Source organism: Leptospira barantonii (assembly GCF_002811925.1).
In the GTDB taxonomy this organism is placed as follows: Bacteria; Spirochaetota; Leptospiria; order Leptospirales; family Leptospiraceae; genus Leptospira; species Leptospira barantonii.
The window spans coordinates 886,499-903,329 of sequence record NZ_NPDS01000001.1 but is presented as its reverse complement, the minus strand read 5'-3'; the positions used below and the strand labels follow the sequence as shown (position 1 = coordinate 903,329).

Sequence of the window (16,831 nt, the reverse complement as noted above, 5' to 3'; positions counted from 1 at the left end):
GAGGACACGGGTTCAGATGGAAACCGAATCGAATTTTCAGTCCAGAATTTTTTTACCGATCTTGTAGAAAGTTCGCTTAACGATCTTTGTTAAGCGAAGAGCTTTCGCTCCGAATCCTAATAAAAAAGGAATATTACAAAATTTTGATTATAGAATGAACATACGTTTATAGATTCATTTAGGAAGAATCACGTGAAAGATCGTTCTACCCGGTTCCGATTCCAACTCGATTCTTCCGTCGTGTTTTTTTACGATCCTTCTGGATATGTCGAGACCGAGCCCGCTTCCTTCGCCCGGCCCTTTGGTCGTAAAGAAAGGATCGAAAATTTTCTCTCTTACCTCGGAAGGAATTCCGGGTCCGTTGTCTTGAATCGAAACTCGAACCTCGTTCTTTTGGTCAAGAACGGAAATTCTGATCTTTCCCTTAAACTTCATAGCTTGCAAAGAATTGTATATAAGGTTCGTCCAAACCTGCACAAGATCGTCCGGATACGCCGCGATCATAGGTCGAATCGGAAAATCCAATTCAATGTCGACCCCGTTTTTGATTTTATTGTGATAGATCGTCAATACGGTTTCGATGTTCTCCGCGAGATCGGTGATCACCTTTCCTCTACTTTCTTCCGTGTCGATATGAGCATAGTTCTTCAACGCATATACGATCTTGGAAGTTCTATCCACGGCCAGTCGTATGGAAAGAATATTCTTATACGTTTGAATCTCTTCCAAAGCGAACTTTATCAAAGGATAATGTTTCGGATCCTCAAAAAGAGAAGGAAACTCTTCGAGTGCGTAAGGAATTCCGTTGTCCAGAAGTCGGTCCGCAATATCGTGAGCATTTTCAAAACCGAGATCGGTCAACTTCGTTTTGATGTTATGAAGTGTGGTCCTTTTGCTTTCCCTAGAAAAAACTCCTTCCTTGCTGTCGATTCCCTTACGAATCAACTCGGAAAGCGTATGGACGTATTCCGCTCCCACGGAAGAAAACCCCGAACCCATTTGTTCCATTCTATCCGCGGACGTATTCAAATAAGCTCTGAGTTCTCCGCTCAGGGCCGCGATTGCGCCTAACGGATTGTTGATCTCGTGTGCGATCCCCGCGACAAGTTGTCCGAGCGCGGCCATCTTTTCGGAAAGAATCAACTGATCCTGAGTTTTCTGTAAATTCTCGAGCGCGGTGGCAAGTTCGGAAGTTCTGACCTTTACGGCCTTTTCCAATTCTTCCTTGGCTTCCTTTCGTTCCGCGTTTAATAAAAGTTGAGTTACTTGTTCCGCTACGGTGACCACGAATTGTTTTTCGTATCCCCTCCAACGTCTGAGTTCTCCCTTGTGTTCCAGACAAACAACTCCCTTGATCTTTCCTCTTAAAAAGAAAGGCGCGTCGAGCAAGGAACGGATTCCCAACGGAATGCTGTAGGTTTCGGACAATTCGGAAGTACGCGGATCGTTGATCACATCGGTTGCATCGATAAATCGATCGCTTTGGATCGCTTCGAAATAATTCGGAAAGTGCGCAAGATCGAGTTCCATTTTTTCGGGATGCGATTGTGTTTTCCGATCCCATCCGGAAATCATAGTCCATACATTCGGATTTTCTTTATTAGAAATCCATATAGAAGCACGGTCGCAATCCGCGACCTCCGCGGCCATGATCGCTATTTTTCTGGAACCCGCTTCGAGATCCCCCGTTACGAATTGAGAATCGGTGGCCATCTCCATAAGCGCCTGCGCGTGTAAGGCGATTCTTCTCGCTTGTTCTTCCCGATCGCGGGTCGCGGCCTTGATCTGAGTGATGTCCCTCGTAATTGCGATCACCAGGGAAGAATCTCCGACCTTAATCCTTCTCGCGGAGAAAAGTGTGTCCACGATTTCTCCGCTTTTCTTTTTAAACTGAACCTCGTAGTCTCGTATGATTCCTTCCTTACGTAAAATTTCTATCGCCCGATCCCGGTCTCGAACTTCGTTCCAAATTCCGAGTTCGACTGGAATTTTACCGAGCACTTCTTCTTTGGAATATTCGAGCATCTCTGAAAAATGTTCGTTCACTTGAACATAGGTTCCGTTGGATAGATCGTTGATTGTGATCGTGTCCGGGTTCATCTCGAAGATCATCTCGAACAAATCCTTACTTTCCTGCATCTTCGCGAAGTATTCGTTGCGTTCGGATTCCATGCTCTTTTTGTCCGTAACGTCGATGAGCAAGGCGAGCAACATAGGCTTTCCGTCCAATTGAAAAACCCGATTCCCCGAGAGAACGTGTTTCAAACTTCCGTCCGAGGCTTGGATCGTGGCTTCGAGACTTGCGGTCCAACCCTTCTCTTCCAATTCCTTTTTGAGTTTGGCTCGGTCGATCGGAGTTCTCCAGATTCCGAGTTCCATCGAAGACTTTCCTATGATTTGTTCGCGTGTGTATCCAATCAGATCGCAATAAGATTGATTGATCTGTCGATAAATTCCCGTTTCGAGTTCCGATAAGGAAACGGCCGCGGGTGTGAGTTGAAAAAGTTTTTCGAAAAGATCCTTGCTCAATCGAAGTTCTTCGTCGAGTCTTCTTCTCTCCTCTTCGGATCGTTTTTTCTCGCTGATATCGGTGGCGAGCGAGATGACTTGTTTTCTTCCGTCTACGTCGATGACTCTTGCGGAATAAAGAATCGGAACCACACTTCCGTCCGAAGCCTGATAGACGGTCTCTAAATTCTTCACTTCATTTCTTTTGGAAAGGGCTTCGTAGACTTCGCTTCTAAAATTCGCGGACTTATCCCAGATATGAATTTCGGGCGTGGTTTTACCGATGACTTGTTCTCGGGTCATCATCGCCATTTCGAGAAATCTTTCGTTCACGTCGACGATGGTTTTGTTTTCCCAATCGGTGAGCACCAACGCGGAAGGTACAAGTTGGAATAATTTTTGAAAAAGACTTTTGCTTCTTTCGAGTTCCTTCGCAAGTTCCTCGAGGTCCGAAGCCGATTCCTTGAGCTCGGAAATATCGTGACCGATGGAAAGAATTTTTTTCTCGCCGAACGAATCGATCATTCTTGAGGAAAATAAGATCGTCTTAATCGAACCTTCGAACGTTTTCAATTTCACTTCGAGGTTTTGTACGATTCCGTGGTCCCTTAATTTCTGAAAGATCAAAGTTCTATCCGCAAGGTTATAATAAAATCCGAGGTCCAGAGGAGTTTTGTTCAAGACCTCTTCTTTCGATTTGCCGATGTATTCCAAAAACTTTTGATTCACGTCCAAATACGCGCCGTCGTCTTTCGACAAAGTAATCGCGGAAGGATTCATCTCAAAGATTTGGCTCAGAATCTCCTCCTTTTCGCGAACCTCGTCTAAAAGTTTTTGTTTCTCCCTTTCCATCTTGATCCGATCCGTCATAGGAACGGTGATGCTCAAGAGCGCGGCCTTACCTTTGTATTCGATCGGTTGCGCCGAAAAAAGCCCCCAGAACTCCGTGCCCTTCGTGGTTTTAAACGGCATCTCGATGCTATCCACAAAACCGTCCCGCTTCATGATCGTAAGAACGGTTTCTCGAACTTGCGGAGAAAACCAAACTCCGAGTTCAAGAGTCGTTTTACCGATGATCTTATCCAGATCGTATTCGATCTGTTCGGCGAATCTTCGATTCACTTCGAGAAGTTTTCCGGTATCGATTTCGGAGATCGCCATCGGGAACGGATTGAGAACGAAAATTCTTCGCAGTGCTTCCCAACCTTCCTTGATCTCGTCATACAACTTCGTGCGAACTTCTTCGTTTCGTTTTTGTTCCGAGATGTCCCGAACGATTCCCCAGATCGCGGTCGGTCTTTTCGATTCGTCTTGGATCACATAAGTCTTCACACAGATGGGAAGAATTTTTCCATCCTTACGTTTATAATCTTTTTCGAATTCATGGGCGTAACCGGAGGAAAGAAGATCCTCTTCGAAGATTCTTTTTTCGACCGAGTTCCAGTAGGAAGGCGCCAAGGACCAGAAGTTGTCTTTTTTTAATTCTTCCAGAGAATAACCGGTGATTTCTCGGAACGCCGGATTCGCTTCCAAGAAATTTCCGTCCAAATCAGCGATCGCGATTCCGTCCCGACTGGTTTCGAAGATCTGTCGAAAGAACTCCGAGTTTAATAAATTTTGATCTATGGCTTTCATGAGTCGGGATATATTAAAAGACGTTTAAATATTAAAGAGAACGCGAAAAAGGAAAAACCATTTTATGATGGATTTTCGAAATTTTCGAGTCTCATTCCGTTTTCAAAACGGAATATCGGATGAATTTTAGGAGAGGAAGGGAGAATTCAGATTCTTCTCAAGGTCCGGCGACACAACGAACATACAAACTGTTGGTCTTTCCGTTTCCGCCGATCAAGCCCGAATTGAAGAATACGGCCGAAGCGTAGGTAAGATTGGTTTTCGGCGTGGAAGAAGTCCAATAATACTGGGAAACGGTTCCCGGAAAGTACGTGGAATTGATTGAAGGATTGGTGACCGTATGATCCACGATGCTATGCAGTTCGTTTACGTTCGGCAATCTCCAAGTACGCCCGGCGAGATTCAAACCGTCGCAATAGGTAAGCGCGCCTTGCCAATTGCTCAAGCCGCCGGAACCCGCGCCGCCCTGCCAAACAAGACCGCTTCGATTGTCCGTGATCGTACCGTCCCCGTTGTTCGTAAGAGAAGGAGTCGAAAGAGCGGTACCGGAAACACAACGAATGGCCATCGTCGACGATAAAGAATTCAACTGATCGTAAAAACCCGCGTTGACTTGAATGAACCAACCCGTATTCGCCGGGCTCGGCGCATACGGAGTTCCGGAATAAAAGTTAACGTTCGGGCTTCCCGGAAAGTTTGCCGTATCCGTTCCGGTCGGATTTTCGGTATTTGCGAATCGAGTCAGCTCGTAGATAGAAGGCATTCTCCAGGTCGTGATTCCCGAATAACCCGCTCCCGAGTTCTGAGTATTCAATGCGGCACAAGTGGAATCGACGGAAGGAAACGCGATACTCGATGCGGTTCCGGTCCCGCAGGTGGGACCGCTCAAACCTTCCGCGCAGGTTTTCCAAATCAAACCTCGAACGGTGTCTAACGTGGTGTAATCGTTCGTATAAACCGGATGTGCGGTGGGTCCGATAAAACTGCGGTTGGAAGGAATACTCGTGAAATCGGCGTCTTGACGAGGATAACCGGCATTCGCGCACGCAATGTTGGTGGAAGTATCGTAACAAACGGTTTGTCCAGTATCCGAAATTTTATCCGGGGAAAACGGAGAAATCGCGGGAGGGATATTCTCCAGACAACCCGCATTTTGATGAAGTGCACAGCGTAAGGTGATCGTGTCCAACCAAGCCTTCGAGTATGGAATCTCCGGATTGTACGGGTCGAACGACGCCTTACACGCAATCAAAAACGACAGAAAGTATAAAAATGCGATCCGAAGCATAATCTTATTTAAACGAATCCGATCAAACGATAGTCAATATCTTTTTGACAGAGTTATCTTATAATATCCCGTTGGACGGATTTATAAGACAAGATTATCGAAAAATCGAAAAAACCAAGTCGCATTAAAAAAATTAAATCGATACGATCGAACAAAAAAGAATCAAATTTTTGTTATGTGTATTGTTAGTGTGTCTTCTTCAGCTTACGACGGAACCGTTGTTCTCTTGAATGACGTGACCGTCTTCGAGAATCATTCGAATCAAACGGGTCATCTCCACGGAATATTCCACATTGAGATGTTTGGTCACACCCTCGCAGAATCCGTTGATGATGAGAAGTTTCGCGTCGTCTTCCGACAAACCTCTGGACTGAAGATAAAAGAGTTGATCCTCGTCGATTCTAGAAACGGTGGCTTCGTAGTTTAAGGTTCCGTTTTGTCCCGACACGTCGTTGTAAGGATACGCGTGTGATTGGGAACGGTTGTCCATCATCAGACCGTCGCATTTTACGTGAGAATAGGAATTCTCGGATCCGGCGGTGAACTTCACGAGTCCTCTGTAGGAGTTCACTCCTCCGTCGAGAGAAACACCTTTTGCTAATATATTACTTCGAGTATTTTTACCGACATGAATGATTCTCGCGCCGGTGTCTTGGATTTGTCCTCCGCCCGCAAACGCGAGAGAAAGAATATCTCCCGTGGAATGATCTCCTTGCAGAACGATCCCCGGATATTTAACCGTGTTGGCGCCGATGTTTACGTCGGTCCAAGTGATATGGCCTCTTTCATGGCATAACCCGCGTTTGACGGTCCAGTTATACATGTTTTTCTTCCAGTTCTGAATCGTTGTGTAAAAGATCTTCGCGTTTTTATGAGCGACGAGTTCCACAACCGCAGTGTGAAAGTTGGTTCCTTTGTCTTGAACCGAAGAACAACCTTCGGAGTATTCGATCTCGGCGCCTTCGTCGGCGATCAACAACGTTCTTTCATACTGACCGGAAGAAGCCGCAGTCACTTTGAAATACGCCTGAAGAGGCATAGGAGTTTTCACTCCTTTCGGAACGAACGCAAACGATCCTCCCGAAAAAACACAACTGTTCAGAGCGGAGAATTTATTATCTCCAACACTGACTACGGTTCCTAAATATTTTTTTACGATCTCCGGATATTCGCGGATGGCGGTATCGATATCGCAGAAAAGAATTCCGAGCTCGGTTAATTCTTTTTTTACGTTTGCATAAACGGTTTCGGAATCGTTCATCGCTTCGATTCCGGCGAGATACTTTCTTTCGTGTTCGGGAATTCCCAAACGTTCGAAGGATTTCAGAACTTCGGGATCCACTTCGTCCCAGGATTTTTTCTTCTGTTGATTGGATCCGATATAATGCGTATAAGAATCGATGTCTACGTTGAAGTTGGGAAAAAATCCCCAAGTCGGCATAGGTTTTTGTTCGTAGATTTCGAATGCTTTGAGACGGAATTCTGTGAGCCAAGCGGGCTCATTCTTAATATGAGAAATGGATTCTACAACTTTGCGTGTGAGGCCTTTCGGAAAATTATCGGGTCGATAGTAACGATCTTCGTTGGCGGATTGTTTTTCCAGGACTTGTTCCATTCTCCGTTCCTCCCGATATTAGACGCCCTTCGGAGTCTACTTCGTCTCTCAAGTGCCAGAATCCGCAGGCGAACGCCTGCGGACAGGAAAAAAATCGATTTACTGCGTGAATTAGTTCACTGCAGAGAAATAGTCTTTGGATTTTTGAGGATCCGCGACCATTGTTTTCTTTCCTTCATCCCAGTTCGCAGGGCAAACTTCGCCGTGTTTTTCAACGAATTGGAACGCCTTGATCAAACGAATCGCTTCGTCGATATTACGTCCCACAGGAAGATCGTTGATGGTCGCTTGACGGATCACACCTGCCGGGTCGATGATGAAAGTTCCTCTCAGAGCGACTCCACCGTCGGTTAAAACGTTGTAATCTCTGGAGATGGATTTCGTAAGATCCGCGATCAATGGATACTTGATATCGCCGATTCCACCTTCTTTTTTAGGTGTGTTTTTCCAAGCTAAGTGAGTGAAAGCTGAATCCACGGAAACTCCGAGAACTTCCGCTCCGAGTTTTTTGAATTCTGCAAGTTGATTGTCGTATTCGATGATCTCAGTCGGGCAAACAAAGGTAAAGTCGAGGGGGTAAAAGAATAGAACCACCCATTTTCCTTTGTAGTCGGAAAGTTTAATTTCCTTAATTTCTTTTCCAAGAACAGCTTCTGCTTTAAAGTCCGGCGCTAGGGATGTAACCTGAGGCATTTTGTTTCTCCTTTGTGAATTTTACTTCGAAACTTAGACCCTTCCATAGTATCTCCCCAGCCCTCGGAAGCAAATATTTTTTAGAATGATTCTAATTTTTTTTCAATTCTAAAAAATTAGGTCGGAACTACGGCCCCGGAAAAAAGTTTCCAAACGAAAACGGAAGGGCGTAAATGAGCCATTCTCACCCGAAGTCTAAACAATATGGTAGAAACCGCGCTCATCATTCTTCTTTGTTGTACCACCTTGGTCGGTCCGAGAACCGGAGTTTACGAACAAGAACTCAATTACTGCTCCCCTCGCCCGAACTGCGTTTCCAGTCAGAGTTATCGATACAATCTTCTTCATCATATAGAACCGTTTCGATACACGGAGGAAAAGGAAGAAGCCTTTCAAAAACTAAAACAAAAGCTGGAAGCCGCGGACCGTGTCAGCGTTTTGGAAGTGGAAGGATACTATATCAAAACCAGATTTTATACGAGGGTCTTTCATTTTCCGGACACGGTGGAATTTCTCTTTGAGGAGAATTCAAAAACGGTTCAGATCCGTTCCGAATCCATTTTGGGTCTTTTCGATTTTCTCGCCAATCGACGGAGAATGAACCAGCTCCGCGAAGAACTCGGCTGGGAATAAAATAGAATTCAACCCTTTTCGAATATATAAAAATTCTAAAATACGAATTCGTTTACGGCGAGACGTCGACTTCCTCGATCTTCAAATCGTCGTTGTAGACGTTTCCGGAGGAAATACTCGGAGGCGCGTATAAACCGAAGTGCAACTGTGCGATCGTCTTTTTTCTACAATACACTTTCGCTTCCGAAACGAGGGTCCCGTTCTGCCAAACCTTAACGTTTCCCTCCGGATTGGAAAAATCCAAGTAGATCTTCAATTCCACCCATTGTGATTTTGGAAACGTCAGCGAAGTCGTTTGAAACATGGTTTGTTTCAATCCCATCCATGGAACGTGCATTAGGTGAACAAAACCGTCGTAACTCAAATTCACAAGAACGGGACTGTTCCAGTTATCCGAAGAATCATCCGCGATCGTCGCGAAGCTGAACCATTCGTTTTCGGGAGACATCTGTTTTAGATTCATATCCAACCAGACGTTCATCGTAATCAAAACCGGAGTTACAAAACTTCCGCCGGATGTTTTGTGCAATTGAATCGTCGGATAACCGCGATGATTGTTATTTACCAAAAGACTTCCGGGCGTATACGAAGAATAAACCCAACCCTTATGCGATTTCGCGCCGGACTTCACTTGTTCCGTAGAAAGATCGTGAGAACAAGTTCCGTGATAATTCTGAGGAACGATATAAAAGTTGGAGAAGTCGGAAACGGATTCAAAGGAAGTAAAAAAAGTCCGATTGGCCTGCGTTCGAACGATATTGGCCGACGGAGCGCACTGAGCTAGGTTGTAAGCCGAGGCGAACAGAAGCAGATTCTCCGTTTGTTTTTGAGAATCTTCCGTGTTGCAGTTCGCAAACGAAAACAGGGACGAAAAAAGAATCATCGTAGAAATGAACCGAAGGATCGACTTGGAAAATTCTTTCCTAAAAATGCTCATATTCTTTCAAACAATCGAAGTCGGATTATTTTTTTGATTTTAGAAGTCTTTTTGGAAATTGAATCGAAACAAATTCGACCGAAAGCGACATTCTCGTTTTAAAAACGGGACTTGGAACGAGGCTCAAAGCCTAAATTCTTAAAAGACGAATGTCGCTTAACAAAATCAACCCTTCAAGAAGCTCATCGTTTCCTGAAGATTTTTTGCAATCTGTAAAAGACTGACCGCGCTTCCCGCGATTTCTTCGGAGTTCGCCGCGCTGTTTTGAACGGTGATCGAAATATTGGAAACAGCGTTTGCAGTTTCCGAAATCGCAACCTTTTGTTCTTTTACCGAATTGCGGATATCCTCCGATTTCGTATCGACTTGATCGACTCCGGAACGGATCTTTTCCTTCTTCTCCTGTTGGAGTTCCATCGTCGCCACGATCTGATTGGAAGAATCCTTCAGATGTTCGAGTCCGGTTAAAATCTGCGCGTAAACGGTCACGGAGTTTTCTACGATCTTTCTTCCGGTTTCGATTTCGGCGTTGCTCGTTTTGATCAACTCTTCGATAGTCATCGCGCTCGAATCGGTTTGTTCCGCAAGTCTTGTGATCTCGCTCGCTACGACCGCAAACCCTCTTCCGTGTTCTCCGGCTCTCGCGGCTTCGATCGCGGCGTTTAACGCGAGTAAGTTGACCTTTTCGGAAATTTCCTTGATGATAGCTGTGATCGACTGCATTTCGACGGAACTATTTTCGATCTTTTCCATACTTTCGGAAAGATCGCCCATCGTCTTCTTGCCCGAGTCGGTTTTGAGATACATCTCCGAAATTTTTTCCAGAGAATTCTTAACCGCGTCCCCAACCTTATTGATCATTCCTTCGAGTTCTCGCATTTCCCCGTTAAACGAAGAAATCAAAGCATATTGGGATTCCGCGTTTCTATTTACGTATTCCATACCGGAACTGATCTCTTCCACGGATGCGGAGATTTCCTCGACCGAAGCCGATTCGGATTGTGCGTTCGAGGAAAGGTGATCCGCGGATTGCGAGAGTTGTTCGGAAGAAGCCACGATACTCTCCGAAAAGTTCAGGATCGTATCCAACATCTCTTTCACCTTGATCTGAAAAAGACGAAACGACATCAAAAGAAGATAGAGTTCGTCCTTCTTTCTTTGATCCTCTTCCACGTCCACCGGATGGGAAAAGTCCGCGTTGTTGATCGCCTTGCTCACCGTGGTCAAACCTTTCACCAACTGGATCGAATAGATCACCGCGATGAGAAGAATGTAAGTGAGAGTGATACCGGAAAGAAGAATGAACACGAACCAGCTGAACGCGAATTCCTTTTCGGCTCGGATATAGATCGCGTCCGTGATTCTCAACTGAACCTGAATCAACTCCTCGATCTTTTCCGTAACCGGATCAATCCTTGGATACAATCGATTGTCCGCAAAAACTCCCAGCTCTTGGAAGTTCTGGGTGGTCATGAGTTCCCGCGCTTCGGCCACGGCCGCATTCGAATCGGCGAAAAGCGGGGTCAATTCCTTGATGATGGCTTCCTCTTCGGGAACCAGATGGGTTCCGCTGTATGCGGTCCATTCTTTTTGAATTCCTGTGGTCGCCTTATCTAGATTCGCCACTCCTTCCGACGGAGTAAACTTACCGCTTCTTACCTTATGAACGCAATCCACGATAAAGATCGCGTAGAGGTCCGAAATTTTTTTCAGTTGTTTAAGAGGAATCACCCTATCGTCGTAAATCGTTTCGATGTCTTCGATTCTGTCTTTTGTATTTGTTAATGCTAATGCGACAAGCAATGCGATCGGTATCAATACCGAGCCGAAGAGAAGCATTAGTTTTTTTCGTATTCCCAATCTCTGAATGTATATATAGATTTTTTTCATAGAATTTAAGGCGGCTCATCATAGCCTTAGAAGTTGGCGCAGTCAAGTTTTTTAAAAATGAAGACAGTTTTTACTAGTACGAGTTTATAAAGTAAGCAACCCGATCGATAACGCGATGTCCTTATGATGAAAATTTTAGAGAGATTCTAAACACGAAGTTTATCGAAGGCACATACAAAGGTCTATCTTCCGTTTTCGTTGAAAGTACGTTCATTCGTAAGAGATAGGAAAGCGAAAGAATACTCACATTCTTTTCGTGAGTCAAAATTCTTTCTTAAGAATGGAAAATCCTAGAAGGAAAAATCAAATTGATTCTTCTTAAAGAATTTTTATTTCGATTTATATTCGGATTGGATTTAGATCGTTTCTAAAGGGACGTAATCAACCGGTATACTGTACGGAAAGAAGATCAAACAACCGGCTTTTCATTTCTCAGATCACCTTGAAATGCCTTGCCCATCACGTCCGGATAAAAGTCTTTGAGTCCTTGAATCACGAACTCGAACGGAAAGTCCTCGAAAACGCCCCGATAATTTACGTATTCCATGAACTTCTTTCCCGCGCCGTCGAAGGAATGAAAGATCGTGTCGTTCTTACCGTCGAAGTCCAAGGGAACAACTCCGAATCGTATACAAAGATCCTTATCAAAAACCGGAGTCGCTTTGACCCAATTCCCTTCTATTAGAATTTCTGCATATCCATGAAACGCAAAAACGGTGGTTCCCAAATGGCGAATCAACCGTTCGCTCGCGAGATGATTGACCACGTCCGAAAATCCGATCTTGGACGGAAAACCCAAGGTTCTCGCGCCCGCCGCAAACAGAATCGACTTAGGAATACAATAGTTCTGTCTGCTTTCCGCGATCGAACTCGCCTTATAGGCTTCCTTTGAATCGGTGACTTGATAGGGATTGTAGCGGATTCCATCCCGAACTCCGAGATAAAATTCCTTTAATTTTTCCAGGGGAGAATTTTCGGAAGTGGTGTGTTTTTCCACGAACTTCTTCACCGCATCCGAATCGTGATCGAAGTAGTAAGTCGATTTTAAATATGGTTCCAAGGATTGCATCGAATTCCCCCGAGAAAATTAAGTCCCTTGCGCTATCTTTTCGCTTCGAAGATCCGCGTCCAGTGGAATCAACGACCTCATTTTCATCGAAACGATTCGGAATCTTCCCGGATACAAGCGGTTTATTCCTGGAAAAATCGCATTCTAAATTTTCTATTTTTGAAATGAGAATTCATTATAAGATTGGAAATCGCAAACAGATTCGTATCTATTGTAAATTCGTTTTCGGAGAGTTTTATGAAAGAAGTTCAGAAGCGTTTTTCGTTCGTGATCTTGGTTCTTTGTGTATTTTCGTTCGTAGTCGATTGTCAGAACGAAAAAAGTTCGGATAAGGAAGATTCTTTAAAGAATCTAGCCTTTCTTATGGGTTCGGCCACTCCTTTGAAAGAGGTTACGAACGCGGATTGTACCGATCCCGCGCCCGCCTTTGCGACGTTAAACCAATCGGGAACGGGAACCTGTACGACCTGTCACAATCCGAGCAACGCAAACGCCGGTTTCGACATCACATCCTATGCCGCGGTTCGAAATAGAATCGTCGTGAACGATCCTAAGAACAGCCTTCTATTCATCAAAATCAATTCGGGAACGATGAGAATCTACAACAACGACTCGATCAATAAGGCGGTTTTTTGTTGGATCCAAAAAGGAGCGAACCCTTGACCCATTCCGAAAAACGTATCCAAAACACATTCGTTTTTTATTCTATTCTAATTCTTTTAAGTTCGTCCGCGTTTGCGGGCGATAAAACTTCCAAGGAATGGACGGTAAAAGAAACGAAGATTCAGTTTTTAAGCGAGGCCCCTCAGGAAACGATCCGGGGAAATCTTTCCAAAGGAGAAGGAACCGCAAACTTGGAAACGAAAAAGATCTGGTTCCGAGTCGATCTGAACGATCTAAACGTTCCCAATCGACTGATGAATCGTCACATGCACGACAATTATCTCGAAACCGAAAAATTTCCGCTCGCTACGTTTCACGGAAACATTCTCAAATGGGATCGTGCCACAAAAACGGTGATCGCCGAGGGAGAATTCACTCTGCATGGAATCACAAAAAAGAATTTCAAGATCCAGGGAAGTTTCGAAGAGAAGGATAAGGAACTCGCGGTCAAAGCGGATTTTGAAGTTATCCTTTCGGATTTTAAAATCGAAATTCCTAAATTAGTGATTTTGAAACTGAATGAAAAAATCAGAATCGAAACATCCATACTATGGCAAAACAAAGAATGAAACTTAAGATCCGTTCCGTTGTATTTTTTTTATTTTCCGTTTTACTTTTTATTTCCTTTGTGTTCTCCGTTTCAGCTCAGGAACAAAGAAAATCCACGTTCTTAGGAACCAGTTTGATCCACATGCCGAGCACCGAAGACGTGGGGAAGAACGGTCTTGATTTCCGTTTCAATCACAGATTCGGAGACGCCAAGTCTACGTCCTATGATTTCTTAGGTTTGGACAACGGCGCGAACACGCAACTTTCTCTCGACTACGGCGTTACCGACCGAATCACGTTGGGAGTTGCAAGAACCTCATTTCAAAAAACATACGAAGCAAGAGGAAAGGTTCGTCTGTTAACTCAGGATTCAAGCTTTCCGGTTACGATTAGTTTCTACGGAGTTTTCGGCCAGGAAACCCAAGAACAAAAAATGTTCTACGGTCCTTATCTGAAAGTTTCCACGGGCAATACGGCGTTCGATTCGGAAATGACTAAAAAATTCAACACATACGAGTTATCGTATTCGGATCGTCAGAGCACTCTTGCTTCCTTTTTGATTTCAAAAAGATTCAGCGAATACTTTTCGCTTCAACTATCTCCTATGTTCGTTCATAGAAACTTCGTAAAGGATCATCTTTCGAACGATAGAACCGGTCTGGATGTTTCGTTTCGGATTCACCTTTTCAAACGTTTGGATTTTACGTTCGGAACCATTCTTACTCCGAAGCGGGATTACATCGGAGATTCTTACGCGACCGAAGACAGAAAGACAAAGATCAACGGAGTTGAATATTCCGCCTCGGAAGTCAACGATCTCATCGCAAGAGGAAAGACGATCGACGCGGCCATCAATAACATTCTTCTTTCCAAACCGGTCGAGTATATGACGGTTCCTTTGAGTTTTGGTGTGGACTTTGAAACCGGAGGTCACGTGTTTCAATTGTTCGTGACGAACAGCAGATCCATCGCACAAACTCAGTTGTTACGTGGAGCGGATTACGATTACAGCAAGAAAGAATGGACCGTGGGATTCAACATCCATCGTCATTTTTCTTTGGAGAGTTCGGAAAAAGACACGGCTCAAAGGTGATTTGATTTTTTAAGGGAGAATGGAAATCGAAAACATTCTCCTTTTTCTACGTTATCCGCCCTTAGCCATCAGATATTTTTCCATGAACTCGGTGATGTCCTTGATGTTCCGATTGATCATCTTTCTGAGCTCGGGCGGAATGTTCTGCGATTTGATGACGCGATAGTAGTTGAGGGCGTTTTTCAACATCTTCCTTCTCGCGAACTCCTGAGCCTTTACGAGCATAGGTTTGTATTTATAGTATGAGTATTCCATAATACTATAATTCTTTGAAAGTTTAAACGCGTGCGGTATCTTTCCAAAATCGTATGTGAGAGTGAGAAACGGGGCGTCGTCGACTTCCGGAGGTTTTAACTCCAGAATCCCGTGGATCATTCTCGGTTCTTCTTCCTTCGGCCCGCCTCCGGATTCTTCACCGCCACCTTCTTCGTCTTCGGTGTCTTCTCCGAGAGGTTCCAGTCCTCCTTCGAGAACTTCTATCTCGGGAGCTTCATCGGGTTCCGGTTCGCCTGCAGGTTGGCGTCCGAGATGCGGAATTTCCGGAACCGTGGATTCTCCGGTCTTTTGATATTCCGGATCGGGCAAACCTATTTTAGGAAGTTCTAATGGTTTAAATTCTTTTTCGGGCGCTTCGGAAGGAGGTGCGGCTTCGAATCGAGTTTCTCCGACCGGTGAAGGACTCGGTGCGGAAGGAGTTGGTTCGTCGGGCGGACGTACGGTTTTATCTTGAGGATCGGGTAATCGAATCGGTACAAGTTCTATCTTCGGTATGACGGGAGCTAAGAATGGCGGAAGTTCGTCCCGCATCGGCGCCTCGGGCCAATCGTAGTCCTGCGGTTCCGGGGCTCTTTGAGGTTCGGCCTCTCTTTCTTGTTTTTTTTGTTCTTCTTTTTGTTTGAGATAATCGTCTCTGAGTTTAAAAAGATCCTCTTGTCTTCGATCGTCTCCTTGTCTTCTGTCCTTTCGTGTCGGATCTTCTCCGCGACGATCGCTTCCCGATCTTCTGCTTTCTCCGGTTCTTCGATCGACTAAGGGTAAGTCTTTGAACTTTTCCCATTCTTCCGAAAAGAATGTGTCGTCCGGAAGATCCATCGCGTTCGGATCCAGATGTTCTCGGGGAGAAGGTTGTGTCGGAGGAGAACCTCCGCCGCCAGGAAAACCACCGCCTGCTCCTCCAGGTCCGCCACCGGGGGATGGAGTTCCGACCCCAGCGCCACCACCTCCGCCGCTTCCTCCACCCGCTCCAGGAGATCCGGAAGGAGTTCCCGCACCACCCTCGGTACCTGAACCTCCAGCACCGGGCCCGGACGCGCCACCGCCGCCGCCAGGACCACCCATAGGAAAGGTCGGATAAACGGCTCCCCCACCCGCCAAAGACTCGGGACTTGGAGGAGGAATGCTTCCCGGTGGAAGAGAAGGACCTGGACTGAAGATCTGATAAGAAACGGGACCGGGCGGTAAACTTCCGGGCAAGGTCGGAGGACCGGGCAAAGCTCCGGGATCCAACGGAGAAAGAGGAAGACTGATCGGGTTTCCGAATCCTTTCGAAATCGTATCGCCTAACGACTCACTGATGTCCTTGATCGCGCGGACCAAATCCCCCAAAGGAATCGGAGGACCGTCGTAGTTGTCGGGACGATAAACTTCTTCCTCGTCGCTTTCGAGATGATTCTGGATTTGGTCGATGTTCTCCTGAATCTTTCCCTGAATTTCTTCGTCGGGAACTCGAGTTTTGGTTCTTTTATAAATTTCTAATGCGCCGTTAAAACTTTCCTTGTCCACCAAGGCTTCGGCGTTGATGAGAGGACGACGGTGATTCGCAAATTTAGAATTATTGCGGATGATATCATCGACCTTATTTTTAAGATCGAGTTTGGGTTTCTTTCGAAGACCGGGAACGTCTTCTTTTGATTTGGGAGATTCTCCCTTACCGGAAGGTTGTGCACCACCGCCGGAAGAAGGTGGTTGTCCGGCACCCCCCGAGGTCGGAGGACCGCCACCCGCTTGTGAACCCGGCGCTCCGGGAGAAGAAACCGGAATTTCTTTTCCACGATCTCCTCTAACGTTAGACCCACCGCCACCGGGTCCACCGCCGGAAGAAGATTTTCCCGAACCGGATTCTCCATCCTTTGGTGCGGGCTTGTCTCTAAATAGAGTGTAAGCTCCCGCCCCTGCGGATAAAAGACCTAACATGAATAATAGGAGTGTTGTCATTGGGAGAAGCTACTGTTCTTAAAATCGACAAACGCAGATACCAT

At 45.5% G+C, this 16,831-nt stretch carries 12 protein-coding genes; 4 read left to right on the top strand and 8 right to left on the bottom strand.

From position 1 onward, the window contains the following. Positions 1 to 174: 174 nt before the first annotated feature. The 4 genes from CH367_RS04350 to CH367_RS04335 form a co-directional block, all read right to left on the bottom strand. Positions 175 to 4,143 (bottom strand): PAS domain S-box protein, encoded by a 3,969-nt coding sequence (locus tag CH367_RS04350; protein ID WP_100761220.1) that lies wholly within the window; start codon positions 4,141 to 4,143, stop codon positions 175 to 177. A 157-nt stretch (positions 4,144 to 4,300) separates the two neighbouring features. Next, positions 4,301 to 5,431 carry an Lcl C-terminal domain-containing protein gene (locus CH367_RS04345; RefSeq protein ID WP_100761219.1) on the bottom strand — a complete coding sequence of 377 codons (1,131 nt, stop codon included), beginning with the start codon at positions 5,429 to 5,431 and terminating at the stop codon, positions 4,301 to 4,303. A 199-nt stretch (positions 5,432 to 5,630) separates the two neighbouring features. Continuing rightward, complete coding sequence (sufB, locus tag CH367_RS04340) at positions 5,631 to 7,046, bottom strand: Fe-S cluster assembly protein SufB (protein ID WP_100761218.1); 1,416 nt, start codon at positions 7,044 to 7,046, stop codon at positions 5,631 to 5,633. Between the two features lie 111 nt (positions 7,047 to 7,157). Then, positions 7,158 to 7,739, bottom strand: a complete 582-nt coding sequence (locus tag CH367_RS04335; RefSeq protein WP_010574111.1) for a peroxiredoxin — start codon at positions 7,737 to 7,739, stop codon at positions 7,158 to 7,160. Positions 7,740 to 7,943: 204 nt separating this feature from the next. On the opposite strand from CH367_RS04335, the gene CH367_RS04330 reads away from it, so the two are divergent. Next, positions 7,944 to 8,372 (top strand): DUF1499 domain-containing protein, encoded by a 429-nt coding sequence (locus tag CH367_RS04330; RefSeq protein ID WP_100761217.1) that lies wholly within the window; start codon positions 7,944 to 7,946, stop codon positions 8,370 to 8,372. 52 nt (positions 8,373 to 8,424) lie between these two features. Here CH367_RS04330 and CH367_RS04325 read toward each other — a convergent pair whose 3' ends face one another. The 3 genes from CH367_RS04325 to CH367_RS04315 form a co-directional block, all read right to left on the bottom strand. Then, complete coding sequence (locus CH367_RS04325) at positions 8,425 to 9,255, bottom strand: heparin lyase I family protein (RefSeq protein WP_165783206.1); 831 nt, start codon at positions 9,253 to 9,255, stop codon at positions 8,425 to 8,427. Between the two features lie 219 nt (positions 9,256 to 9,474). Then, positions 9,475 to 11,148, bottom strand: coding sequence for a methyl-accepting chemotaxis protein (locus tag CH367_RS04320; RefSeq protein WP_244284464.1), 1,674 nt, complete (start codon positions 11,146 to 11,148; stop codon positions 9,475 to 9,477). Positions 11,149 to 11,608: 460 nt separating this feature from the next. After that, complete coding sequence (locus CH367_RS04315) at positions 11,609 to 12,268, bottom strand: transglutaminase-like domain-containing protein (protein WP_100761214.1); 660 nt, start codon at positions 12,266 to 12,268, stop codon at positions 11,609 to 11,611. A gap of 237 nt (positions 12,269 to 12,505) precedes the next feature. Here CH367_RS04315 and CH367_RS04310 point away from each other — a divergent pair, with 237 nt between their 5' ends. From CH367_RS04310 to CH367_RS04300, 3 genes are read left to right on the top strand one after another with little or no spacing between them, the layout of a single operon-like run. Continuing rightward, the gene (locus tag CH367_RS04310) at positions 12,506 to 12,931 is read left to right on the top strand and encodes an LIC11213 family lipoprotein (protein WP_100761213.1); all 426 of its coding nucleotides are present in this window, start codon (positions 12,506 to 12,508) and stop codon (positions 12,929 to 12,931) included. A gap of 44 nt (positions 12,932 to 12,975) precedes the next feature. Beyond that, positions 12,976 to 13,500: a YceI family protein gene (locus CH367_RS04305; RefSeq protein WP_244284477.1), complete on the top strand. Its 525-nt coding sequence runs from the start codon at positions 12,976 to 12,978 to the stop codon at positions 13,498 to 13,500. Then, complete coding sequence (locus CH367_RS04300; protein ID WP_244284463.1) at positions 13,482 to 14,573, top strand: DUF5777 family beta-barrel protein; 1,092 nt, start codon at positions 13,482 to 13,484, stop codon at positions 14,571 to 14,573. The genes CH367_RS04305 and CH367_RS04300 overlap by 19 nt, the downstream gene beginning before the upstream one ends. A gap of 51 nt (positions 14,574 to 14,624) precedes the next feature. Here the strand turns inward: CH367_RS04300 and CH367_RS04295 are convergent, their stop codons facing one another. Further along, positions 14,625 to 16,766: a hypothetical protein gene (locus tag CH367_RS04295; RefSeq protein WP_100761211.1), complete on the bottom strand. Its 2,142-nt coding sequence runs from the start codon at positions 16,764 to 16,766 to the stop codon at positions 14,625 to 14,627. Positions 16,767 to 16,831 lie beyond the last annotated feature (65 nt).